The 22,351-nt window shown below is 70.8% G+C and carries 24 protein-coding genes; 12 read left to right on the forward strand and 12 right to left on the reverse strand.

Translation table 11 applies throughout. The features are described from left to right. Positions 1-66: 66 nt before the first annotated feature. From DEJ27_RS01980 to DEJ27_RS01990, 3 genes are read right to left on the reverse strand one after another with little or no spacing between them, the layout of a single operon-like run. Positions 67-357: a hypothetical protein gene (locus DEJ27_RS01980; RefSeq protein ID WP_258369771.1), complete on the reverse strand. Its 291-nt coding sequence runs from the start codon at positions 355-357 to the stop codon at positions 67-69. A gap of 41 nt (positions 358-398) precedes the next feature. Continuing rightward, positions 399-1,562, reverse strand: coding sequence for an ATP/GTP-binding protein (locus tag DEJ27_RS01985; protein WP_111090209.1), 1,164 nt, complete (start codon positions 1,560-1,562; stop codon positions 399-401). 14 nt (positions 1,563-1,576) lie between these two features. Continuing rightward, positions 1,577-2,044 carry a VanZ family protein gene (locus DEJ27_RS01990; protein WP_111090210.1) on the reverse strand — a complete coding sequence of 156 codons (468 nt, stop codon included), beginning with the start codon at positions 2,042-2,044 and terminating at the stop codon, positions 1,577-1,579. A 260-nt stretch (positions 2,045-2,304) separates the two neighbouring features. On the opposite strand from DEJ27_RS01990, the gene DEJ27_RS01995 reads away from it, so the two are divergent. The 3 genes from DEJ27_RS01995 (at position 2,305) to DEJ27_RS02005 (ending at position 8,738) form a co-directional block, all read left to right on the forward strand. Further along, positions 2,305-2,634: a hypothetical protein gene (locus DEJ27_RS01995; protein WP_027465011.1), complete on the forward strand. Its 330-nt coding sequence runs from the start codon at positions 2,305-2,307 to the stop codon at positions 2,632-2,634. A 101-nt stretch (positions 2,635-2,735) separates the two neighbouring features. Beyond that, complete coding sequence (locus tag DEJ27_RS02000; RefSeq protein ID WP_258370282.1) at positions 2,736-3,065, forward strand: hypothetical protein; 330 nt, start codon at positions 2,736-2,738, stop codon at positions 3,063-3,065. Between the two features lie 225 nt (positions 3,066-3,290). Then, complete coding sequence (locus DEJ27_RS02005) at positions 3,291-8,738, forward strand: Ig-like domain-containing protein (RefSeq protein ID WP_146244634.1); 5,448 nt, start codon at positions 3,291-3,293, stop codon at positions 8,736-8,738. Positions 8,739-8,824: 86 nt separating this feature from the next. On the opposite strand, the gene DEJ27_RS02010 is transcribed toward DEJ27_RS02005, so the two are convergent. The 3 genes from DEJ27_RS02010 to DEJ27_RS02020 are packed head-to-tail and all read right to left on the reverse strand — an operon-like array spanning position 8,825 to position 10,595. Beyond that, positions 8,825-9,556 (reverse strand): SOS response-associated peptidase, encoded by a 732-nt coding sequence (locus DEJ27_RS02010; RefSeq protein ID WP_111090213.1) that lies wholly within the window; start codon positions 9,554-9,556, stop codon positions 8,825-8,827. 46 nt (positions 9,557-9,602) lie between these two features. Next, a complete protein-coding gene (locus tag DEJ27_RS02015) occupies positions 9,603-9,905 on the reverse strand; it encodes a hypothetical protein (RefSeq protein WP_111090214.1) in 303 nt (100 codons plus the stop codon). A 3-nt stretch (positions 9,906-9,908) separates the two neighbouring features. Beyond that, complete coding sequence (locus DEJ27_RS02020; protein WP_111090215.1) at positions 9,909-10,595, reverse strand: hypothetical protein; 687 nt, start codon at positions 10,593-10,595, stop codon at positions 9,909-9,911. A 129-nt stretch (positions 10,596-10,724) separates the two neighbouring features. On the opposite strand from DEJ27_RS02020, the gene DEJ27_RS02025 reads away from it, so the two are divergent. The 5 genes from DEJ27_RS02025 (at position 10,725) to DEJ27_RS02040 (ending at position 13,563) form a co-directional block, all read left to right on the forward strand. Further along, a complete protein-coding gene (locus DEJ27_RS02025; protein WP_027465016.1) occupies positions 10,725-11,150 on the forward strand; it encodes an organic hydroperoxide resistance protein in 426 nt (141 codons plus the stop codon). 10 nt (positions 11,151-11,160) lie between these two features. After that, positions 11,161-11,547: a YchJ family protein gene (locus tag DEJ27_RS02030; RefSeq protein WP_027465017.1), complete on the forward strand. Its 387-nt coding sequence runs from the start codon at positions 11,161-11,163 to the stop codon at positions 11,545-11,547. A gap of 165 nt (positions 11,548-11,712) precedes the next feature. Beyond that, a complete protein-coding gene (locus DEJ27_RS02035; protein ID WP_111090216.1) occupies positions 11,713-12,594 on the forward strand; it encodes a DMT family transporter in 882 nt (293 codons plus the stop codon). 47 nt (positions 12,595-12,641) lie between these two features. Next, positions 12,642-12,917: a hypothetical protein gene (locus DEJ27_RS17410; protein WP_146244635.1), complete on the forward strand. Its 276-nt coding sequence runs from the start codon at positions 12,642-12,644 to the stop codon at positions 12,915-12,917. A gap of 22 nt (positions 12,918-12,939) precedes the next feature. Further along, entirely contained in the window at positions 12,940-13,563 is a 624-nt protein-coding gene (locus tag DEJ27_RS02040) for an ABC transporter ATP-binding protein (RefSeq protein ID WP_181419955.1), read from the forward strand. A 25-nt stretch (positions 13,564-13,588) separates the two neighbouring features. Here DEJ27_RS02040 and DEJ27_RS02045 read toward each other — a convergent pair whose 3' ends face one another. Next, the gene (locus DEJ27_RS02045; protein WP_111090251.1) at positions 13,589-14,452 is read right to left on the reverse strand and encodes a shikimate dehydrogenase; all 864 of its coding nucleotides are present in this window, start codon (positions 14,450-14,452) and stop codon (positions 13,589-13,591) included. Between the two features lie 58 nt (positions 14,453-14,510). Here DEJ27_RS02045 and DEJ27_RS02050 point away from each other — a divergent pair, with 58 nt between their 5' ends. Next, entirely contained in the window at positions 14,511-15,518 is a 1,008-nt protein-coding gene (locus DEJ27_RS02050; protein WP_258370283.1) for an iron-siderophore ABC transporter substrate-binding protein, read from the forward strand. Between the two features lie 107 nt (positions 15,519-15,625). On the opposite strand, the gene DEJ27_RS02055 is transcribed toward DEJ27_RS02050, so the two are convergent. Continuing rightward, positions 15,626-16,030, reverse strand: a complete 405-nt coding sequence (locus DEJ27_RS02055; protein ID WP_110858826.1) for a DUF1304 domain-containing protein — start codon at positions 16,028-16,030, stop codon at positions 15,626-15,628. A gap of 60 nt (positions 16,031-16,090) precedes the next feature. Between DEJ27_RS02055 and DEJ27_RS02060 the strand changes: the two genes are divergently transcribed. Genes DEJ27_RS02060 through DEJ27_RS02070 form a run of 3 tightly spaced genes read left to right on the forward strand, consistent with a single transcriptional unit; the run spans position 16,091 to position 17,930 of the window. Then, the gene (locus DEJ27_RS02060) at positions 16,091-16,414 is read left to right on the forward strand and encodes a chorismate mutase (RefSeq protein ID WP_110858827.1); all 324 of its coding nucleotides are present in this window, start codon (positions 16,091-16,093) and stop codon (positions 16,412-16,414) included. Further along, the gene (locus tag DEJ27_RS02065) at positions 16,411-17,499 is read left to right on the forward strand and encodes a beta-propeller fold lactonase family protein (RefSeq protein WP_111090218.1); all 1,089 of its coding nucleotides are present in this window, start codon (positions 16,411-16,413) and stop codon (positions 17,497-17,499) included. Before DEJ27_RS02060 ends, DEJ27_RS02065 begins: the two co-directional genes overlap by 4 nt. Positions 17,500-17,501: 2 nt before the next feature. Beyond that, the gene (locus DEJ27_RS02070; protein WP_110858829.1) at positions 17,502-17,930 is read left to right on the forward strand and encodes a GNAT family N-acetyltransferase; all 429 of its coding nucleotides are present in this window, start codon (positions 17,502-17,504) and stop codon (positions 17,928-17,930) included. 21 nt (positions 17,931-17,951) lie between these two features. Here DEJ27_RS02070 and DEJ27_RS02075 read toward each other — a convergent pair whose 3' ends face one another. From DEJ27_RS02075 to purS, 4 genes are read right to left on the reverse strand one after another with little or no spacing between them, the layout of a single operon-like run. Further along, positions 17,952-18,872 carry a 2-hydroxyacid dehydrogenase gene (locus tag DEJ27_RS02075; protein WP_111090219.1) on the reverse strand — a complete coding sequence of 307 codons (921 nt, stop codon included), beginning with the start codon at positions 18,870-18,872 and terminating at the stop codon, positions 17,952-17,954. Positions 18,873-18,885: 13 nt separating this feature from the next. Further along, the gene (purL, locus tag DEJ27_RS02080) at positions 18,886-21,267 is read right to left on the reverse strand and encodes a phosphoribosylformylglycinamidine synthase subunit PurL (protein WP_231495638.1); all 2,382 of its coding nucleotides are present in this window, start codon (positions 21,265-21,267) and stop codon (positions 18,886-18,888) included. A 17-nt stretch (positions 21,268-21,284) separates the two neighbouring features. Next, a complete protein-coding gene (gene purQ, locus DEJ27_RS02085; protein WP_110858942.1) occupies positions 21,285-21,980 on the reverse strand; it encodes a phosphoribosylformylglycinamidine synthase subunit PurQ in 696 nt (231 codons plus the stop codon). A 5-nt stretch (positions 21,981-21,985) separates the two neighbouring features. Further along, the gene (gene purS / locus DEJ27_RS02090; RefSeq protein ID WP_111090220.1) at positions 21,986-22,237 is read right to left on the reverse strand and encodes a phosphoribosylformylglycinamidine synthase subunit PurS; all 252 of its coding nucleotides are present in this window, start codon (positions 22,235-22,237) and stop codon (positions 21,986-21,988) included. Between the last annotated feature and the right edge of the window lie 114 nt (positions 22,238-22,351).

The raw sequence follows: 22,351 nt of genomic DNA on the forward strand, positions 1-22,351 counted from the left end.
GGAAGCCCCCGGAGCAACTGCTCCGGGGGCTTCGTCGTGCTCGGGGTCCGTCCGCCAGGGCCGACGTCAGGAATCGGGTGGGGTCGGCTGGTCCCACACTGCGGCGTACTGATCACGCACCAGCGGCCAGACTTCTGCCACGGCGGCGTCCATCGAACGGATGCGCTCGCTCAGGGGTGGGAAGAGCACGAACTCGTGGGGGATCGGCCGACCTGCACGGTCACGCCGACCCTCGGGGTCGTTGAACCGCAGGGCTGCGCACCCGTCCTTGTGTCGGAGGACCGCGGTCGCATCACCGACGCCGTCGAACGCCTCGTCGTAGGTGCGGAGCGGATCAACCCCGCTTCCGTCGTGCATCAGGAATCTGAAACCCCACGTCCGGCCACGCGTGGCCCAGATCATGCGTCGCCTCGGCGAAGGATCCGCTGCTCGACACCTCGGTCGAGGTCGTCGGCGAACCGCTCGAGCACCGTGGTGACGAAGTCCGCCTCAGCGGTCGCCGCCTTCTTCAGCTTGCCGACGCGCTTGGCGGCGTAGTTCGCTCCGCGGACGCCCGCCTCGCCGGCGATGAGGCCGACGAGCGCACCGACCGGGGTCGGCAGCTTCAGGCGCTTGCTCCCCAGGAAGCCCAGGGCCGGCCCCGCGAACCTGAGGAGCTGTTCGGCCACCACTGCTGCGCGCTGTTTGTTCGTGGCCCACTTGGCGAAGCGCTCGAACGGCAACATGGCCGTGATCGGCATGAGCAGGTCGATGCCGGTGCGGGTGCCGACGTCGATCTTGCCCGGCTCGAAGCGCGCCGAGGACAGCAGGAGGAAGTCCTCGCCGACGTCGAGCGCGTCCGGGTCCTGCACGTAGCTCTTCAGGACGGTCTCGAGCTCCCCGAGCTCCTCACCGGCCTTGCCGAGCACGAGTTCCCGGAACCGCTCGACGTCGACGTCCGGCAGCAGGTCGGCCTTCGACAGCCCGAGCGCCCAGATGCGTGGGAAGCGAGCGAGCCGTCGCCCGCCGTTCAGCACGTCGTCGCGGAGCTCGGACAGCCCGCTGTGGAAGTCCGTCAGCAACGCCTTCAGGTACCGTTCCTCTTCACCCGAGTGCTCCGCCAGACGCTGTCCGTCCACCATCAGGATGGCCACGTCGGCGCTGAGCAACGAACGGAACGTCTCGATTCGCCGCTCCGCCTCCTCGGCTGAACTCGGGTTCTGCTCGAACCATTCGCCGGGGTAGTCGTGCCAGACGACCCGGAGTGTCTTCGCGGCCTTCGGTTTCCCCCGGACCTTCGACTTCGACGTGGCTTCGGCCGTCGGTTCGATCGTGAACGCGTACTCGGTCGACGCGAAGCGGTTCGCCGTCGGGGCTGACGCTGAATCCCGCATGCCGAGGTAGTTCTGGTGCAGCTTCCGGCCCTGCGCCTTGTCCACGGCCCGGACGGCGTACCCCTTCGCTCGGCGGAAGCTCGGTTCCTGTGCGCCGCCGTAGAACGACGACAGCAGCACGGTCTTCCCGCTGCCGCTCCCTCCGAACACGGCGACGTGTTGCTCCAACGGGTCCGTCTGTGTGCTCATGCGGTGAACGGTAGTCACGCTCGCCGCCGAGCCGCCCGGCTGAGCAGCAGCACGCCTGCCACGGCCCCCAGGACCGCCCCCACGCCGTTCGCGACGACGTCGTCGACGGTCGCGGTGCGGGCGGGCAGGAACAGTGCCTGACCGGTCTCGATGCACGCGCTGACGACGAGCCCCGCGGCGATGGCGGCCCACCACCACCGCGCACCGGCGAGCAGCACCACGAGCAGTCCGAGCGGCACGAAGTAGACCACGTTCGCAAGGGACTCGACGGCGGCGTAGTCGATGCGCTCCGGCAGGCCGTGCCGGTGCGCGGCCGCGAGGACGCGGGTGAGCCACGGAGCTCCTGCGGCGTCGACGGGGGAGCCCCAGAACCCGACGAGCGCCAGGGCGACGCCGTAGGCGATCGCCAGCCCCGTCGCGAACCGACGGCTGCGCCAGGTGGCCGGGGCGCGGTCGTCGACGCGGGGCTTGTCGGAGGTCACGTGCCGACGCTAGCGAGTCGCGCCTCCAGGCCGGTGGCCGCACCGTCTCGTCCCCCGATTCGCGGCGATCCGGAAAACGAGTACCCCGATCCTGGCGCTGTACCCCGGAAGTGTGACGCACCTGCCCGGAAATCCGGGGCTCGACGATGGGCCGCATTGACGGAACCCGTGAATTCATGGGCCTCGCTGGCGATCCCATCGGCACTTCTCGTAGCGTTCTGGTGTCAGCAGATGTACCCCGGATCGTGAAGGAGAGCGACATGAGCATCACCGTGAACAACGCGACGCAGGCCGAGGTCACCCTCGACACCGACACCGTGGACACCATCGCGATCCTCGAAGCCGATGCAGCGCTCTCGACGCGTCCCAAGCGCGCCAAGGTCACCTGGGTGCAGGAAGACCAGGGCGAGTGGATCGCCGGCTACGGCGGGTACTTCGGCGGCAGCGTCGACAAGCGCGACGACCGTTACGTGGCCTCCGACACCTTCGGGCTCGTCGTGGGCGAGTTCTCCTCCCTCGAAGAGGCGCAGACCAAGCTCGAGGACCAGCTGCACGTCATGCTCCCGCCGGTGATCCGGCCGGTCGAGTGACGACAGCGGACACCAGCACCATCGGCGTCGATCGCGACGCCCGCACCACTCGGAACCACCGGCACCACCCAGAACGCAGCACAGCACGAAGGAGCAGGACCATGAGCACGACCGTCGCCCACCGCCAGCAGGCCGAGGTGACCCTGGACACCCAGACGATCGAGGTCATCGCCGAGATCGAGGCCCAGGTCGTGGCTCCCGTGCAGGCATCCCCCGTCCGCATCTCGTGGGCCCAGGCCGACACGGGCCTGTGGGTCGCGAACTACGGCGGCTACTACGGCGGCACCGTCGACCGTCAGGGCAGCCACTTCTTCGTCGCCGACACCTTCGGTGAGTACGTCGGGGACTTCCGTTCCCTCGACGAGGCGAAGGCGCGCCTGGCCGAGCGCCTGCACGTGCTGCTGCCGGACGTCATCCGTCCGACCGCCTGATCCACTGCTGATCCCCCCCCCTGATCTTCGAACCCCCGCCGGCTGCTGGCGGGGGTTCTTCGCGTCTGCGGCGTACCCCCTGAACGAGTGGTCCCCCCTATTGGGGACCCGGTTTGTCCCCATCCGAACTCGAAGAACTGCCAGGATCAACCTGGCGCCAACGACCGTTCTCCCTGATCCCCCGGTCGGTCTCGGTGCCCGCATCGTCTCGACCCGAAAGTGATCATGCAGCGTACGAACCCGGGCACCGCTGTGCCCAGACGCCGTCCCGGCCTGCGCGCCGTCGCCATGCTCGGCGCCGCGCTCCTCGCCGGCGTCGGTCTGACCCAGGCCGTCGTGGCCGACCCCGCCGCTGCAGCCGGCGCGCTGTCGTGCGACCAAAACACGCTGTACGGCATCAACACCGCCGCCAACCAGCTCGCCGCCATCGACGCCACCACCGGTGCCGTCACGAACGTGACGAGCATGGCGCCGGGCAACAACGCCCTCGCGGTCGCCCGCAACGGTGTCGCCGCCTACGCCTCGGTCAACAACGGCAACACGATCACCGGGTACGACGCCGTCGCCGGTGCCCCGATCACGGACGTGACCGCTGCCGACCCGAACGGTGACCACCAGCTGCTCCGTGGTGCGATCAACCCGGCGACGGGGGTCTACTACTACGCCAGCGGTGCGAACCCTGCCTACCTCGGGGCGTACGACACGAAGACCGGCGCGAAGATCGGGCAGGTCGGTACCATCGGCAACCTGCTCACCGGTAAGAACGGCGACATGGCGTTCAGCACCCGCGGGTTGCTCTTCGTCGTCACCGGCAACGAGATCCGCCGTGTCGACACCGAGACGGTCCCCGCGACCGCCGGCACCGCGGTGTTGACCACGTCGAAGGTCGCGACCCTTCCGATCGACGCCAGCACGAACGGCAGCCCCGGCATCGCGTTCTCGTCCGACGGCTACCTGTTCGCCTCGGTCGGGTCGACCATGTACAAGATCGACCCGGGCTCCGGCGCGCAGGTCAGCACGTTCACGATCGCGGACGGCTACTCGCCGAGCGACCTCGCGTCCTGCAACTACGCCAACACCGTGGCCGCGCAGTCGAGCGTCGACCAGCGGTGGAGCTCGTCCGACCAGTTCGGGCTCGCCGTGACCGGCGGCGGCGTCTCGACCGGCAACACGGCGACCACCGACGGCACGGCCGCCGGCACCCAGCCGCAGAAGGCCGGCGCGGTCCTGTCGACGCCGAACAAGACGTACACCGCACGGCAGACCGCGGCCGGCACCACAGACCTGTCGAACTACACGACCTCGTGGAAGGCCGTGAACCTCAACAGCGGCGCCCTCGTCGCCAGCGGCACCGGCACCACGGGGACCTTCACGTTCCCGGCAGCCACCACCGCGGACGGCACGGACGTCCTGGTCACCTTCACGAACACGCTGAAGGCCACGCACGTCACCACCAGCAGCGACACCGCCACGACTCCCACCGGCACGACGCTGAAGGTGCCGGCCGCCTCGGGCGTGCTCGCGAACGACAGCGGCACCGGCCTGTCCGTCGTCTCGAACACCACGCCGGCGCACGGCACCGCCACGGTCGCCGCCGACGGTTCGTACACGTACACCCCGGCCGGCGGGTTCTCCGGCTCGGACACGTTCCAGTACACGGCGAAGGACTCGTCGGGGCAGACCTCGACCAGCACCGTGACCGTCACGGTCGCACCGAAGGGCTCGGACGACGCGTACAGCGTGCACGCGGGCACCGTGCTCAAGGTGAACGCCGCGGACGGCGTCCTGACGAACGACCGCGGGTCGGACCTGACCCTCACCGGCCACGGCCAGCCGTCACACGGTCTCGTGAAGATCGGGCCCGACGGGTCGTTCTCCTACGGTGCCGACAAGGGCTTCTCCGGGCCGGACTCCTTCACGTACACCGCGAAGGACGGCGCCGGCGCGACCGTCACCGCGACCGTGCGCCTCACCGTGCTGCCCACCGCGACGGCCGATGCCGTCACCGCGACGGCCGGGTCGACGACGATCGGCAACGTGCTGGCGAACGACCTGGGCACCGGCCTGACGGTCACCGGCAGCAGCGTCCCCGCGCAGGGCTCGGCGACGGTGCGTCCGGACGGCTCGTACTCGTACACCCCGGCAGCCGGGTTCTCGGGCACCGACTCCTTCACGTACACCGTGACCGACGGCAGCGGCGGGACCGACACCGTCACGGTGACCGTGCAGGTCGCCCCGGCCGCACAGGACGACACCGTCAAGGTCGCCGCGGGCGGCACGGCCGCCGCCGGCACCCGCGCGACTGGTGTGCTCGGCAACGACTCCGGCACCGGGCTCACCGTGGCGTCGAACACGTCCCCCTCGCACGGTGCGCTGACGCTCGACAAGGCCACCGGCACGTTCACGTACACCCCGACCGACGGGTACTCCGGCCCCGATGCGTTCACGTACACGGCCGTCGACGGCTCCGGCTCGCCGAGCACCGCGACCGTCACCATCACCGTCGACCCGACGATCGGCGCCGACACCGCGTCGACGGACGCCGGCACCCCGGTGGTGATCGACGTGCAGGCCAACGACCGCGGTTCGGACCTCGAGACCACGATCGTCACCGGTCCGTCCCACGGCACGGCCGTCGTCGCAGCGGACGGCTCGATCGAGTACACGCCGACCGCCGGGTCGTCCGGCACCGACTCGTTCACCTACACGGTGACCGACGGCAGCGGTGTCACCACCGGTGCCGCGACCGTCACGATCACCGTGCGACCCGTCGCGACGGCCGACACGGTGTCGACCCGGGCCGACGAGGCGCTGACGATCGACGCCGCCGCCCTGACCGGCAACGACCGGGGCACGGGGCTGACCGTGACCGACGTGACCGCGGGTGCGGCCGCCGGCACCGGCGACGCCGCCCGCGGCACGGTCGCCCTCGACCGTGCCACCGGCCGCGTCGTCTACACCCCGGCCGACGGCTTCTCGGGCACGGACACCTTCACCTACACGGTGACCGACACCGCCGGCCGCTCCACCACCGGCACGGTCACGGTCGTCGTCGGCCCCCGCGCCACGGCCGACACCGCCACCGCCACCGCCGGCTCGACCCTGACCGTCGCGAAGGGCGACGGCGTGCTCGCGAACGACCGGGGCACCGGCCTGACCGCGGCCGTCGACCAGCAGCCGGCGCACGGCTCGATCGAGCTCGCGGGGAACGGTTCGTACACGTACACGCCGAAGGACGGCTTCTCGGGCACGGACACCTTCACCTACACGGCGACGGACCCCGCCGGCCGCACCACCACCGGCACCGTGACGGTCACGGTCCGCCCCGGCACGGAGCCCGACACCGTCACCGTCGCGGCGGGTGGCAGCACCACGGTCATCTCCGGCGCCCTGACGGGCAACGACCACGGCACCGGCCTGACCGTCGTGTCCGTCTCCGGCGGCGATCACGGCACCGCGACCCGCAACGACGACGGCACGATCACCTACACGCCGAAGGACGGCTTCTCCGGCACGGACACCGTCACGTACACGGTGACGGACCCGTCGGGCGCCACGAACACCGGCACCGTGACGGTCATCGTCACCCCGGTCGCCGGCGGCGGGTCGACCTCGGCCGAGGCCGACGCCACCACCACCGTGCCGGCCGGCACCGGCCTGCTCGACGGTGCGAAGGGCACCGACCTGGCGGTCACCGACCACACGAAGCCCGAGCACGGCGACGTGACGGTCGACGAGGACGGTTCGTACACGTACAAGCCCGAGCCGGGCTACTCCGGCCCGGACGGGTTCGACTACACGGTCACCGACGGCTCCGGCGGGACGACCACGGGCACCGTGACGATCGTCGTCGCCCCGAAGGCCGCCGCGGACACCGCGACGACGAGCGCCGCGACCCCGGTCGACGTCGCCGTCACCGGCAACGACTCGGGCACGGAGCTCGCCGTCACCGCGGTGTCGAAGCCCGGCCACGGAACCGCCACGATCACCGGCAGCACGACGGCCGGTGGCAGCTCGGTCACGTACACGCCCGCCGACGGGTTCTCCGGCACGGACACGTTCACCTACACGGTGACCGACCCGACCGGCGGCACCGCGACGGCGACGGTCACCGTGACCGTCACGCCGACCGCGGTCGCCGACGCCCTGCGCACCGCGGCGAACACCGCGTTGCCGATCAGCGGCGCGACCCTGACCGGCAACGACCGCGGCACCGGCCTCGCCGTCACCGCGCACGGCCGCGCCGAGCACGGCACCGTGACCGACGGCACCGAGCCCGGCTCGCTCGTCTACACCCCGGCCAAGGGTTTCTCCGGCGCGGACACGTTCGAGTACACGGTGACCGACGGCGCCGGACGGACCTCGACCGCGACGGTCACGGTCCTCGTCGGCGTCGCCGCGGTCGACCACTGGCACACCATGTCGACGAACCGCAGCATGCGCATGTCCGCCGACGAGGGCGTGCTGGTCGGTGACTCCGGTCGTGGGCTCTGGGCCGCCATGGAGACGAAGCCGTTCAACGGCACGCTGTCGCTCGAGAAGGACGGCTCGTACGTCTACACGCCCACGTCGAACTGGTCCGGACGTGACTGGTTCACCTACTCGGCCAACGACGCCGACGGCACCGCCGCGTTCGCGCGCGTCGTCATCGACGTCGCCCCGGTCGCGAAGGACGACAAGGCGACGACCACGGCCGGCAAGACGGTCCGGGTCGCCGGCCACGGCGTGCTCGGCAACGACCACGGCGACGCCCTGACGGTCGTCGCGGTGGGCAAGGCCCGTCACGGGAAGGCCACCATCGCCGCCGACGGCACGTTCGTCTACACCCCGGCGAAGGGCTTCTCGGGCACCGACACCGTCACGTACCGTGCCCAGGACTCGACGGAGCAGCAGGTCGACGCCACCGTCACGATCACGGTCGGCATCGCCGCAGCGGACGACACCGGGCACACCGTGTCCGGGACGCCCGTAGCCCGTGACGCCCGCCACGGCTTGCTCGCCGACGACCAGGGCACCGGCCTCACCGCCGCCCCGGCCCGGAAGCCCGCCCACGGCACCGTCTCGATCCAGCGGACCGGCGCGTACGTCTACACCCCGGCCGCCGGCTTCACCGGCACGGACACCTTCACGTACACGGTGACGGACGCCTCGGGGCAGAAGGCCACCGCCACCGCGACCATGACCGTGGTCGCCGCGGCGGTCGCCACCGACGACTCCGCCACCGGGATCGTCGGACACCGGGTCGTCGTGGATCCGCTCGACAACGACTCCGCCACCGGTGGGGCCGCGTTCGAGCCGGGCACGCTGCACCTGCTCCACCCCGAGTCCGGCACACCGACCGACCGCGTGGTGGTCGCCGACCAGGGCACGTGGACCATCCACGACGGCCGGGTCGTCTTCACCCCGGAGGACGGCTTCACCGGAACCACCTTCGTCGGTTACACGGTCACCGACAGCGCGGGTCAGACGGTCACCGCGACCGTCACGGTCACGTTCCCGACCGGGCTCGCCGCGATCGTCCACGGCACCCAGCTCGCCTTCACGGGCGTGACCGGACTGGTCGGTCTCGGGCTCGCGGCGCTCGCGCTCATGCTGGCGGGCGTGCTCCTGGTGACCCGACGACGGATCGCGGTCCGCGTCGCGCCGGGCATCCGCCGCAGCGCACGTCCGTAACACGGCACCGGACTGGAGGCCCGGATCACCGCAGCAGACCGGCTGCGGTGATCCGGGCCTCCTGTCCGCGCGCGGGGCGCGACCGCCTACGCGACGGGCGCGATGAGCTGCGGTCCGTCGTTCCGCACGCTGTTCACCGTGCGGGAGACCTCGTACTGCTCCAAGCCCGCCGCCACCGTCAGCGACTCGTGGTCGAGCAGGGCCAGCAGGTCGTCGGAGTGCAGGTCGCCGCCGAGCCAGTCGTCGTAGCCGTCGGGCGTCAGGAAAGCCGGCATGCGGTCGTGGACCTCGCCCGGGGCGACGTGGGCGTCACGGGTGATGATCGCGAGCGACAGCCGCCACTTGTCCGGGTCGCCCTCGGGCTTCGTGGGGTCGGGCCAGGCACTGACGACGCCGGCCATCGCCAGGGCGCCGCCGGGTTCGTGCACGAAGTGGGGCTCCTTGCCGTCTTCGCGCACCACCCACTCGTAGTACCCCTGCGCCGGCACGATGCAGCGGTTCGTGGCGAAGGCCCGCTTGAACATGCCGCTCGTCGCGACCGTCTCGATGCGGGCGTTGATCGGCTTCGGGCGCTGCTTCTGGAAGTCCTTCGCCCAGCTCGGCACGAAGCCCCAGCTGATCTGCGGCAGCTCGCGTTCGCCGTGCCGCTGGCGGACGGCGTACACGGGGTCGGTCGGTGCGACGTTCCAGCTCGGGGCGAGGCCGGGGTGCACCTCGCCGGTGTCCTCGTCGACGTGCTCGGTCCGGGCGGCGAGCTCGCCCATGAGCTCGGGCAACAAATCGGCCGTGGTGTCGGAGACGACGAACCTTCCACACATGCGCCCAGTGTGCCCGTCGCCGCCGACAGTGGTGCGCGTCACGGTGTCAGGAAGTGGGGCGTGCGGGCGTCTCCGGTGCGGGGTCGAGGGACTCGGCGGCCAGGCGGGCTCGTTCGGAGCGGCCGAGTTTGACGACGTACTCCGACAGCCCGAGCGCCAGCAGCACCATCGCGGCCACGCTGCGGACCGGGGTGATCCCCGTCCAGTCGACCCGGGCCTCCAGGACGGCCATGCCGACCAGCGCGACGACCGCCGCGAGCCCGGACCACAGGGCCGCGCGACGGACGCGTGCCGGATCCAGCACGTCCGTGACGCGCCGACGGAAGACCTGCCACCCGAGCGTGAACACGGGTCATTCCTCCGGCAGGGCGAGCTTGCTACCGCTCCGCGCGCCGGGACGGCCGCGAGGTGGTACGGGCGGGGGGACCGGTGGGAGCGCTTCGGCCTCGACGCGGAGCTGCTCCTGACGGCCGAGGGTGCGCAGTCCTCCGATCGCGGTGACGGCGCCGCTCAGGGGCACGACGAACCAGAAGGCGGACAGCCCGACGAGTCCGTCGCCGGCCGGCACGGTGGCGACGTTGACCACCACGGTGGCGACGAGTGCCAGGGCCCAGCCGCCGAGCAGCAGGAAGCCACGGAACGCTCCACGGACGATCAGGTCGCGGGTCTCGGGCATGCGGTCGAGGACAGCGTCACGGTGCTTCGGGTCGACCGGAGGTGCGTTGCGGCGGTAGTACCGGGCGACGGCCTCCTGCGTGCGCCATCCGATGCCGGGGATCGGTGCGACCGCCCACCCCTTCGGGCCGATGGGGACGAAGCACGAACCGACCCCGCCGACGCCGGCCGCGAACAGTGCCGATGCGACCAGCCACACCGCGAGGGGGACCGAACCGTCGTCCACGAGCAGCGCGAGGCACTGCAACCCGATGAACGCGACCAGCGCGACGACGGCGGCGACGATCACGACGCGACGGCGGTACTGCGGCCCGATGAGTGCGGGAGCCCGCTCCCGGAACACCTGCCACCCGGTCTTGAACACGCGTCATGTCTACCCGGTGGGGGTGCGGGGTGCCCGGACACGCCCGAACACTTCCGCTCGGCGCCACCGCACCCGCGACGTGGTGCTGCCGCTCAGGGTTCGTCCAGGTGGGCACGGTGACCTCGGAGCATGAGTCTCGACATCGTTTACACCGCGGCCGCCCACGCCACCGGAGGCGGCCGCGACGGACACGTCCGCAGCGAGGACGACCGGCTCGACCTCGACACCCGCCCGCCCAAGGAGATGGGCGGCAGCGGCGAGGGCACGAACCCCGAGCAGCTCTTCGCCGCCGGGTACGCCGCGTGCTTCCTCGGTGCCCTGCACGCCGCCGGCAAGGAGCTCGAGGTCGACACCACCGGCGCCGAGGTCTCCGCCGAGGTCGGCATCGGCGGCACCGGCAACGGCGCCTTCGGTCTCGCGGTCGAGCTCGACGTCTACGCCCCGAACGCCCCGCAGGAGCAGCGCCAGCGCCTGGCCGAGCGTGCACACGAGATCTGCCCGTACTCGAACGCCACCCGCGGCAACATCACCGTCACGCTGTCCATCGTCGACTAGCGTTCGGCCGGTGGTCACCGACACGACGCGCTGCCCCTGCCTGAGCGGCAACCCCTACGGGGAGTGCTGCGGCCCCCTGCACGCCGGGGCCGTGGCGCCGACCGCGGAACGGCTCATGCGCTCCCGCTTCAGCGCCTTCGCGCTGGGCCTGCCGGAGTACCTGCTGCTCACCTGGCACCCGCGCACCCGCCCGGCGGGTCTCGAGTTGGACCCGACCCAGCGCTGGACCCGGTTGGACGTGCTGGCGACCACCTCGGGAGGCCCGTTCGACTCCCACGGCACCGTCACGTTCCGCGCGTGGTGGCGTTCCGACGACGAGCGCGGCACGCTCGAGGAGACGAGCGACTTCGTCCGCGAGCAGGGACGATGGTTCTACGTGGACGGCGTGGTCGCCTGACCGTCAACGCCAGGCCCCTCAGACTCATCGGCAGCTGACTTTCTGTATCGCATACGACCGGTAGAGTTTCAGCGCTAGCGCCCACAAGTAACGCGTTGGTGAAGGGGCGGCTGACTTGGTGCTTCACCGACCGCTCCCGGATCCGCCGATCGAGTCTGGCCTCTGATGGGCGCGAGCGCGCTCGCTGGGCTGATGATCCCGGTGGCCCTAATCAGTGCGGTGTTCCTGTCGCTCGGGGCGCAGTTCCAGAGCCGCGGGGTGCAGCGGGTCGAGGCGCGTCTCGGTCGGCAGTCGAAGGGGCTGAGCGTCCGGCACGTCGTCGGGCTCGTCTCGAGCGGTTACTGGGTGCTCGGCACGCTCATGCTCGGCATCGCGGTGGTCCTGCAGCTGGTCAGCATCACGTTCGCGCCCCTGATCGTCGTGCAGCCGCTGGGTGCCGTGGCGTTGGTCATCACGACGTGGTTCTCGTCGCGGTCGTCGGGTGTGCCGCTCGGTCGTCGTGCGCGGCGGGCCGTGTGGACGTGCATCATCGGTGTCGGCATCTTCGTCGGGATCGCGGCGTTCGTCGGGCACGAGAGCGCGATCACGCGCCAGCAGCTCGTCACCGTGCTGGTGATCCTGGCCGTCGTGCTGGTGCTCGTGCTGGTGTCGTTCCGCCTGGTGGCCAAGCACCGCAGTGCGCTGTACTACATCGTCGGGGCGGGGGCGCTCTACGGGTTCGTGGCGACGCTGGCCAAGGTCGTGCTCAACCGGTTCGTGAACGGCACCTTCGACTGGCTGACCGTGCTCGCGATCGCCGGCGTGGTCGTGGCGGCGTCGCTCGGCGGGTACTTCGTGCAGAACGCGTACTCGAGCGGATCGGCCGACCTCGTGATCGCGGGGCTGACGGTGATCGACCCGATCGTCGCGGTCGGCATCGGCGTCATCGTGCTCGGCGAGGCCTCGGGGGCGCCGTGGTTCGCGGTGGCGGGGTTCGTGGTCGCCGCGGGCATCGCCATCACCGGGGTGTTCCTGCTCGCCAAGCACCACCCGCAGACCCGGGCCTGACGCCGCCCGACACGGGGCCGGAGCGCGATGGCCGTCCACTCGGCAGGGTGCCCGATGCAGCTTCTCTTGGGGGTGCGCTTACCCGGAGGCTAGAGGACTTCCATTTCAATGTAAAAGCTAATATTCTGCCGAGCATTGCCATCAGGTTCAGTGCTGGCGTCCTGCTCTGGATCACGGCACAAGCGGGGCTGCAGGCAACGGACGTCACCAACGCTACTTTCATCGGTGGCCCGATCTTCGTGACTGCTGTCACCGCCGGGGTCGCGTTGGTCGGTTTCACGAGGCGTTTCTCGAGGAAGCAAGTGAGGGCATATGCCTACTGAGACGCAAGAAGGTCTGGGCGTAATGCTCCGCGACCTCACCCACCTTGTGGCGGGGCGGTCGCTGATCCGGGACCTGCACGCGAACGCCGATGCCAGAGCTCTCACCGCCGTCGTCGGTCCGTCGGGATCGGGCAAGTCGACTCTCCTCCGTGTCGTCGGTGGACTCGAGCGCCCAACTCGGGGGCTTGTGCAGGTGGGGGACTTGACCGTCAACGCTCTTGGAGCCGGGGCCCAGCGAAAGTACCTACGGGAGCAGGTGGGATTCGTGTTTCAAGATGCAGGACCCGTCGAGCATTGGAGTGCGCGCAAGAACATCTCGATCGCGTTGAAGGCTCTCCCCTCCTCTCCGGCGAGTGACCAGCTCGGAATCGAGGATGCGGCCGACGCCGTTGGCATCGACGGAGTCCTCGATGCGCCCGCATATTCTCTGAGCGGCGGGGAGAGGATTCGTGTGGCGTTCGCTCGTCTGCTCGTGCGTAAGCCTGCACTCGTGCTCGCGGATGAGCCAACGGCTGCCTTGGATGCCGAGAACGCCAACGAAATTCACGTTCTCTTGCGCTCCCTCGCCGATGCGGGCTCCACCGTCCTGACCGCTACGCACGATCGCGACCTGATCGAACGGTGTGACGCGACTATCGGTCTTTGACGACTCGCGGTCCGCGAGGGGTCGCCTAACCGATGACGGCGGGTAGGTCGACCGCGGTGCGCATGGCCCGGCGGACGCCGGCCTCGTCGGGGAGCAGTTCGTCCTCGTCACCGGTCAGGAAGAACCGGATCTGCCCGATCGCCTGCTCGGTGAGCATGTCGAGGCCGTTCAGCACGCGGCCCCCGGCATCGGTCCAGCGGCTGCCGACCACGGTGGGCCACGGTTCGTAGGCGACGTCGAACAGCACGGCGTCCGGCCCCGACGGACGGAACTCGAGCGGGTCGGCGGCGCCGCCCGGCAGTGTCGAGAGGACGAACCCGTGGTGCGTGCCAGCGAGTTCGGTCAGGGGGTGCACCTCGAGCGTCACCCCGAGTCGGACGGCCAGGTCGACCAGCGCGCGCGTCTTCGCGGTGTCACGGACGAACACCCGGACGAGCGACGCCCCGAGCCGCACGGCAGCGGTCAGGGCGCTCGCCGCAGTGGCTCCGCCGCCCAGGATGGTGGCCTCGCCGGGCAGGTGTCCGAGCGCCTCGACCGGGCGGACAAGCCCCTGCACGTCGGTGTTCGCGCCGGCTCGGACGAGCGTGGAGCCCTCGAGGCGGAACGAAACCGTGTTGGCGACCCCGAGCTCGTCGACGAGCGGGGTGGTGCGGTCGAGCAGCGGCAGGACCTCGCGCTTGAGTGGCATCGTGAGACTCAGCCCACGCCATTCCGGGCCCAGCCCCGCGACGAACGCGGCGAGGCCGCCGGACGCGACCTCGTGCCTCCCGTAGGTGAAGGGCAGGTCGAGCGCATCGTAGGCCGCTGCGTGGAGCGTGGGCGAGAGCGAGTGCGCGATGGGGGAGCCGAGCACCGCGAGGTGCGTGCGGCCTGGATCGGTGAACGCCACGGTCACCCAGCCTAGCCAGCCGTGTTCCTGAGCGCCCCGTTAGGTTAGGCTACCCTTCGTGAACCGTTCTCCCTTGCGTCTCCGACGCGTGCTCGCCGCAGCCGGCGCCGTCGTCGCAGCGTCCCTCGTCCTCGCCGGCTGCGCGTCCGGCTCCGGCTCCTCGACCGACTCGGCGTCGTCGGGGTCGTCCGACGCCGCGTTCCCGGTCTCGATCACGACCGGCCTCGGCACCACCACCATCGAGTCGGCACCGAAGCGCGTCGTCGCGCTCGGGTGGGGCGACGCCGAGACCGCTCTCGAGCTCGGTGTCCAGCCGGTTGGGGCGAGCGACTGGCTCGCCTTCGGCGGCGACGGTGTCGGTCCGTGGCTCAAGGGTGCGTACGACGAGTCGCCGAAGATCATCCAGACGCTCGAGCCGAGCTACGAGGACATCCTCAAGCTCAACCCCGACGTCATCCTCGACGTGAAGTCCTCGGGTGACAAGGAGCGGTACGACAAGCTGTCCGCGATCGCGCCGACCGTCGCGATCCCGAAGGGCGGCGAGAACTACCTCGCCTCGACCGAGCAGCAGACGACCATGATCGCGAAGGCGCTCGGCAAGGAGTCCGAGGGCAAGAAGCTGCTCTCCGGCCTCGACGACGCCTACGCCGCAGCACGCAAGGCGCACCCGGACTTCGAAGGCAAGACGGCTGTCGTCGGTGCCTACAGCTCCGAGGGCTTCGGGGCGTACGCCTCCACCGACAGCCGTTCGACCTTCATGCGGAACCTGGGCTTCGAGATCCCGAAGGCCATCGACGAGCAGGCCGGCAAGGAGTTCTCCGTGCACCTGTCCGACGAGAACCTCGACCTGCTCGACGCCGACCTGACGCTGATCCTGCCGATCTACGTCGACGCGTCAGAGGCCTCGTCGAACAAGCTGTTCCAGAAGGTGCCGTCGGTCGAGGCCGGGCACGCGATCGTCTTCGACGACAAGGACGTCTCGTCGGCGTTCTCGATGGGCACCACGGCCGCGATCGAGTGGGCGCTCGACAAGCTGCCGGCGCAGTTCGAGGAGAAGCTCGGCTAGGGCTGGTCGTCGCTGCTGCCGGTTCCGCTGGTCAGTACCACGAAAGCGACAGGGTGCCGCCGATGTTCGGTGGCACCCCGTCGCTTTCGCAGTTCGGGGGCGTCCGACTAAACGCCGACGGTGGAGCCGAGCAGCGCGAAGAGCAGCGCGATCAGGGGGAGCGTGCCCTGCTTGAAGGCGGAGTTGACGTACTTGCGACCCGTGCCGAGCAGGATCACCGCGGCACCGAGCATGCTCGCGGTCGAGAACACCACGAGGGTCCAGCCGCTCACCGTGTTGCCGGCCAGCACGAGCACGACGCCGAGGATCGCCCCGATCGCCAGGAACAGGTTGTAGAAGCCCTGGTTGAAGGCGAGCGAACGGGTCGCCACGGCTTCGGTCTCGGAAGCGATGCCGAAGATCCGGCGTGCCTGCGGACTGGTCCAGATGATCGATTCGAGGAAGAAGATGTACACGTGGACGAGGCCGGCGAGGACCGCACAGACACCCGAGATCACCAGCAGGACCGACATGTGCACATTCTCGCAGCAGCGGGCCGGGTTCCGCTGCACGTCCGCCAGTAGGCTCGGACCATGAACGACGACGTCACCCCGCCCGAGGCCGACGCGAGCGCCGTCGCCGAACTGCGGAGCATCCGGCAGAGCATCGACAACATCGACGCCGCCGTGATCCACATGCTCGCGGAGCGCTTCAAGTACACGCAGCGCGTGGGGCACCTGAAGGCCGAGTCGGGCATGCCGGCCGCCGATCCGGACCGCGAACGGGTCCAGGTCGCACGGCTCCGGTCGCTCGCCGCCGACTCCCACCTCGACCCCGCCTTCGCCGAGAAGTTCCTCAACTTCATCGTCGCCGAGGTCATCCACCACCACGAGCGCATCGCGGGCCGCGACGAATGAGCGGCGAGCTGCCGTCGCTGCTCATCGGGTCGTACACGGCGACCGGCGGGGGGAACGCCACGGGCATCTCCCTGGTCGACGCCGGGCCGGTCGGAGCCGTTCCGGCACCCCGGACCGTCGCAGTGCTCGACGACCCCTCGTTCCTGGCGGTCTCGGCTGACCGGGTCTACGCGGTCTCCGAGACGAACGACGGCGCCGTGTCGGCCTTCCGGCTGCAGGGCGGCGCGCTCGAGCACCTGTGGGATGCCCCCGCCGGCGGAGACGCCCCGTGCCACGTGCGGGTCGACCCCTCGGGCGCGCTCGTGGTCACGAACTACGTCTCCGGCACGGTCGCGGCGATCTCCCTCGCCCCGGCCGAGTCGCACGCCGCCTCGGTGACCGCCAGTGACGGCGTGGTGCTGCACGGGGACGCCGCCCAGCGCTCCGTGCCGGCCGAGGCCGTCGCGGTCGCCGTGCTGCCCGACGCCACGGGTCCTGACGACGACCGCCAGGACGGCCCGCACGCCCACCAGTCGATCGCCACCCCGGACGGCACGGTGCTCGTCGCCGACCTCGGCGGCGATGCCCTGCACGAGTTCCGCGTCACGGTGTCGGCCCACGGGGTCCCCGACATCGAGGCGCTCCGCGTGCACCACGTGACACCCGGCGCCGGCCCCCGGCACATGGCCTGGATCGACGGCGACCTGCTCGTCGCCGGTGAACTCGACGGGCACGTGCACCGCCTGCGCCGCGACGACTCCGGGTCGTTCGTGACGATCGCCGCCGTGCCGACGTTCGACGGTGCCGTGGGGGAGTCGCTGCTCAGCCACATCGAGGTCGACGACGCCGGCCGCGCGTACGTGGCGGTGCGCGGGCGTGACCTGCTCGTGGTGCTCGACGCGCGTGACGGCGGGCTCGCCGTCGTCGGGTCGGTGCCCTGCGGCGGTGTCTGGCCGCGGCACTTCGCGCGGGTGCCCGGGTTCGTCCTGGTGGCGAACCAGATGTCCGATGCCGTCGCCGTGCTGCCGCTCGACGCCGAGGGCATGCCCGGCGAAGCCGTCGCGCAGATCCCGGTCGGCACCCCGACCTGCGTCGTCCCGCTCTGACCGTGACCTCCGCGAAGGCACAGCCCGAGTACCGCATCGTCGTCGGTCCGCCGCCGCTCGAGGACTACCTGCGGCTGCGTCGGGACTCCGGTCTGTCCCCGAAGGACCCCGCCCAGGGTGCCGGAGCGATCGCCGGCAGCTGGTCGGCGTGCCACGTGGTCGACGAGCACGGCACGCCCGTCGCGATGGGGCGCACGATCGGCGACGGCGGGTGGTACTTCCACATCGCCGACATCGCCACCGATCCCGCGCACCAGCGGCGGGGCCTCGGCCGTCGGGTCGTCGAGTGGCTGCTGGCGGACGTCCGCGACCGTGCACCTGCGGGCGCGTACGTCACGCTCGTCGGAGACCCGCCGGGGCAGCGGCTCTACCGGTCCCTCGGGTTCGACGACGTCGCGCCGAGCCTGGGGATGGCGCTGCGACTCGAGTGACGCCGCGGTTCCGCTCGCGCGCTAGAACTCGATCAGGTTCTCGAACAGGCGGCCCTCGGCCAGCGCGGCGACCTGCTTGCGCATCAGCTCGATCGACCGCGGCACGCTCAGGTCGGTGTTGCCGCCGACGTGCGGGGTCAGCACGGTGTTCGGCGTCGTCCAGAGCGGGTGCCCGGCGGGCAGGGGCTCCGGGTCGGTGACGTCGAGGGCCGCGAACAGCCGCTCCGACCGCAGCTCGGCGACCAGGGCGTCGGTGTCGACGACCTTGCCGCGCGCCACGTTCACCACCAGGGCGCCGTCCGGCAGCGCCGCGAGCAGCTCCGCGTCGACCAGGCGTGCGGTCTCGGCGGTGAGCGGCGCGATGAGCACGAGCACGTCGGTCGTCGGGGCGAGCTCGGGCAGCTCACCGAACGCGTGCACGTGCCGGCCGTCCTGCTCGCGAGCGGTCCGGGCGACCACGGTCACCTCGGTGCGGAACGCCTCGAACCGGGTGGCGATCGCGGACCCGATCGCCCCGTAGCCGACGACGGTCACCCGCCGGTCGGCGAGCGATCGGGTCTCGCGGGAGTCCCAGACGCCGTTGGCACGGTCGACCTGGAACGCCGAGATCTCACGGAGCGACGTCAGCGCGAGGCCGACCGCGAGCTCGGCGGTCTCGTCGTCGTGGATGCCGCGACCGTTCGCCAGCTGCGCGTGCCCGGGCACGTGCGGGATGGCGTGCTCGTACCCGGCGCTCGGCAGCTGCAGCAGCTGGAGCTCGGGCAGGTCGTGCACGAACTGCCAGCGGTGCCGCCCCTCGAAGTAGAACGGCAGGAGCGTGATCGCGACGTCGTCCGGGCGACCGTACGGCGACTCGACGTCCCAGACGTCCAGCTCGATGCCGTCCGGCACGGGGCCGAACCGGTCGACGAGCTCGGCGAAGGGCAGGGTGACGATCGGCATCCGCGACCCGGGCCTAGGCGTCGGTGCGCGGCGAGAAGGCACCGTCGGAGTCGAGCGGCCCGCGGCCGACGTACCCCTCGGTGACGTCCTCGACGATCACGTCGCCGAAACGGGCCGGCAGCGTCGCGGCGTGGGTGCCGCGCAGCTCGTCGACCGTGGCCTCGAACGCGCCCTGGACCTCGAGCGTGCTCGACGTCGCGTCGGTCACGCCGATGCGCAGCACCGGGAAGCCCCGGCCGTCGCACATGCCCTGGAACCGCACGTCGTCCTCGCGGCGGACGGTCACGATGACGCGACCGGTCGACTCGGAGAACAGCGCCGTCGCGGTGTCGATGCCGTCGCGGGTCTCGAGCTCGTCGAGGACCACGCGGGCGCCGATGCCGAAGCGGAGCACGGACTCGGCGAGCGACTGGCCGAGGCCGCCGTCCGCCAGGTCGTGCGCGCTGGTGAGCAGCTGCTCGCCGGACGCCGCGTACAGCAGCTCCGCGAGGGCCTTCTCGCGCTCGAGGTCGACCGCCGGCGGACGCCCGCCCAGGTGCCCGTGCACGGTGCCGGCCCACGCGGAGCCGTCGAGCTCCAGGCTCGTGGTGCCGAGCAGGTAGATGTTGTGGCCGTCGTCCTGCCACCCCGACGGCACGCGCTTGGCGACGTCGTCGATGATCCCGAGCACACCGACGACGGGCGTCGGGTGGATGGGGGTCGAGCCGGTCTGGTTGTAGAACGACACGTTGCCGCCGGTGACCGGGATGCCGAGCTCCATGCAGCCGTCGGCCAGGCCCTCGACCGCCTCGGAGAACTGCCACATGACCTCGGGGTTCTCGGGGGAGCCGAAGTTCAGGCAGTCGGTGACGGCGGCGGGGACGGCACCGGTGACGGCGACGTTGCGGTACGCCTCGGCCAGGGCCAGGCGTGCACCCTGCTTCGGGTCGAGCTGGCAGTAGCGGCCGTTCGCGTCGGTGGCGATGGCGACACCGAGCCCCGTTTCCTCGTCGACACGGATCATGCCGCCGTCGTCGGGGAAGGACAGCGCGGTGTTGCCGAGCACGTAGGTGTCGTACTGGTTCGTGACCCAGTTCTTCGACGCCAGGTTCGGCGAACCGAGCAGGCTGAGGAACTGTGCCTTCAGCGCGGGGCCGTCGGCCGGTCGGTCGAGCGAGGCGGCGGTGTCGGCCTGCAGCGCGTCGATCCAGGTCGGGTAGGCGACCGGGCGGTCGTAGACCGGGCCGTCGACGGCGACGGTGCGCGGGTCGACGTTCACGATCTCCTGGCCCTGCCAGTCGATGACGAGTCGGCCCGTGCCGGTGACCTCGCCCAGCACGCTGGTCTCGACCTCCCACTTGCCGACGACGCTCAGGAACTCGTCGAGCTTGTCGGGGCGGACGACCGCCATCATGCGCTCCTGGCTCTCCGACATCAGGATCTCTTCGGCGGTGAGCGTGGGGTCGCGGAGCAGGACGTCGTCGAGCGAGATGTGCATGCCGCCGTCACCGTTGCTCGCGAGCTCCGAGGTGGCGCAGGAGATGCCCGCGGCGCCGAGGTCCTGGATGCCCTCGACCAGGTCCTTCTGGAACAGCTCGAGGCAGCACTCGATCAGGACCTTCTCGGCGAAGGGGTCGCCGACCTGCACGGCGGGACGCTTGGTCGGGCCGCCCTCGGTGAAGGTGTCGGACGCCAGGATCGACGCGCCGCCGATGCCGTCGCCACCGGTGCGGGCACCGAACAGGACGACCTTGTTGCCGGCGCCGGACGCGTTCGCCAGGTGCAGGTCCTCGTGGCGGAGCACGCCGACCGCGAGGGCGTTGACCAGCGGGTTGCCCTGGTACACCGGATCGAAGTAGGTCTCGCCGCCGATGTTCGGCAGGCCGAGGCAGTTGCCGTAGAACGAGATGCCCCCGACGACGCCGTGCACGACGCGTGCGGTGTCCTCGTGGTCGATCGCGCCGAAGCGGAGCTGGTCCATCACGGCGACGGGCCGGGCGCCCATCGAGATGATGTCGCGGACGATGCCGCCGACACCGGTGGCCGCGCCCTGGTACGGCTCGACGTAGGACGGGTGGTTGTGCGACTCGACCTTGAAGGTCACCGCCCAGCCGTTGCCGACGTCGACGACACCGGCGTTCTCGCCCATGCCGACCATCAGGTTCTTCGTCATCTCCGGCGTGACCTTCTTGCCGAACTGACGGAGGTAGTTCTTCGAGGACTTGTAGGAGCAGTGCTCGCTCCACATCACCGAGTACATCGCCAGCTCGCCCGAGGTGGGGCGGCGGCCGAGGATCTCCTTGATGCGGGCGTACTCGTCCGGCTTCAGGCCCAGCGCGTCGTACGGCTGCTCCTTGTCGGGGGTGGCTGCCGCGTCCTGCACGGTGTCGGGCTTCGGGCGAACGGGTGTCGTCACGGTGTCGTTGTTCCCTGTCACTTGACGAGCGCGTGCTCGATCACGGAGGTGAAGAAGGTCAGGCCGTCGGTGCCCGAGGCCATCGCAGCGGGGGTGTCCGGGCCGAAGCCGGCCTCGGTCGCGTGCTCCGGGTGCGGCATCAGGCCGACGACGTTGCCGCGCTCGTTCGAGACGCCGGCGATGTCGTCGATGGAGCCGTTCGGGTTCACGCCGACGTAGCGGAACACGACCTGGCCGTTGTCCTCGATGCGCTTGATGGTGTCGGCGTCCGCGACGAAGCGGCCGTCGGCGTTCTTCAGCGGGATGGTGATCTCCTGCTGGGCGCTGAACCCGGAGGTCCAGGCGGTCGAGGTGGTCTCGACGCGGAGCTTCTGGTCGCGACGGATGAACTGCTGGTGCGCGTTGCGGGTGTGCGCGCCGGGGACCAGACGGGCCTCGGCCAGCATCTGGAAACCGTTGCAGATGCCGAGCACGGGCATGCCCTTGCCGGCGGCGTCGATGACCTCGGCCATGATCGGCGCCTTCGCGGCGATCGCGCCGGCACGCAGGTAGTCGCCGTACGAGAACCCACCGGGCAGCACGATGGCGTCGACGCCCTGCAGGTCGTGGTCGCCGTGCCACAGGGCGACGGGGTCGGCGCCGGCGAGACGGACGGCGCGCTGGGCGTCGCGGTCGTCGAGCGAGCCCGGGAACGTGATGACGCCGATGCGCATCCGGGTCACTGGCCTTCCACGGTCACGGACACGACGTCCTCGACGACCGCGTTCGAGAAGACGTCGGCCGCGATGTCACGGACCTCGGCGAGCTTGGCGTCGTCGACGGGGCCGTCGACGGTCACCTCGAAGCGCTTGCCGATGCGGACGTTGGTCAGGTCGGCCTTGCCGAGGCGGGCCAGGGCGTTGCCCACGGCCTTCCCCTGGGGGTCGAGGATCTCGGCCTTGGGCATGACCTCGACGACGATCGTTGGCACGTGTTCTCTCCAGCACTTCAGGGGTGGGGGGACGCGACCAGTCTACGGGGCGCGCGCGACACGCCGGGACGTCCCCGGGCCTCCAGGCGGGCCCTTGCTGTGCGTTTGCTCACG

This window comes from Curtobacterium sp. MCPF17_018, assembly GCF_003234135.1.
In the GTDB taxonomy this organism is placed as follows: Bacteria; Actinomycetota; Actinomycetes; order Actinomycetales; family Microbacteriaceae; genus Curtobacterium; species Curtobacterium flaccumfaciens.

Coding starts and splice junctions, on each gene's coding strand:
- DEJ27_RS01980 (WP_258369771.1), bottom strand. CDS start 357: ATGCACGACGGAAGCGGGGTTGATCCGCTCCGCACCTACGACGAGGCG.
- DEJ27_RS01985 (WP_111090209.1), bottom strand. CDS start 1,562: ATGAGCACACAGACGGACCCGTTGGAGCAACACGTCGCCGTGTTCGGA.
- DEJ27_RS01995 (WP_027465011.1), top strand. CDS start 2,305: ATGAGCATCACCGTGAACAACGCGACGCAGGCCGAGGTCACCCTCGAC.
- DEJ27_RS02000 (WP_258370282.1), top strand. CDS start 2,736: ATGAGCACGACCGTCGCCCACCGCCAGCAGGCCGAGGTGACCCTGGAC.
- DEJ27_RS02005 (WP_146244634.1), top strand. CDS start 3,291: ATGCAGCGTACGAACCCGGGCACCGCTGTGCCCAGACGCCGTCCCGGC.
- DEJ27_RS02010 (WP_111090213.1), bottom strand. CDS start 9,556: ATGTGTGGAAGGTTCGTCGTCTCCGACACCACGGCCGATTTGTTGCCC.
- DEJ27_RS02025 (WP_027465016.1), top strand. CDS start 10,725: ATGAGTCTCGACATCGTTTACACCGCGGCCGCCCACGCCACCGGAGGC.
- DEJ27_RS02035 (WP_111090216.1), top strand. CDS start 11,713: ATGGGCGCGAGCGCGCTCGCTGGGCTGATGATCCCGGTGGCCCTAATC.
- DEJ27_RS02040 (WP_181419955.1), top strand. CDS start 12,940: ATGCTCCGCGACCTCACCCACCTTGTGGCGGGGCGGTCGCTGATCCGG.
- DEJ27_RS02055 (WP_110858826.1), bottom strand. CDS start 16,030: ATGTCGGTCCTGCTGGTGATCTCGGGTGTCTGTGCGGTCCTCGCCGGC.
- DEJ27_RS02060 (WP_110858827.1), top strand. CDS start 16,091: ATGAACGACGACGTCACCCCGCCCGAGGCCGACGCGAGCGCCGTCGCC.
- DEJ27_RS02065 (WP_111090218.1), top strand. CDS start 16,411: ATGAGCGGCGAGCTGCCGTCGCTGCTCATCGGGTCGTACACGGCGACC.
- DEJ27_RS02075 (WP_111090219.1), bottom strand. CDS start 18,872: ATGCCGATCGTCACCCTGCCCTTCGCCGAGCTCGTCGACCGGTTCGGC.
- purQ (WP_110858942.1), bottom strand. CDS start 21,980: ATGCGCATCGGCGTCATCACGTTCCCGGGCTCGCTCGACGACCGCGAC.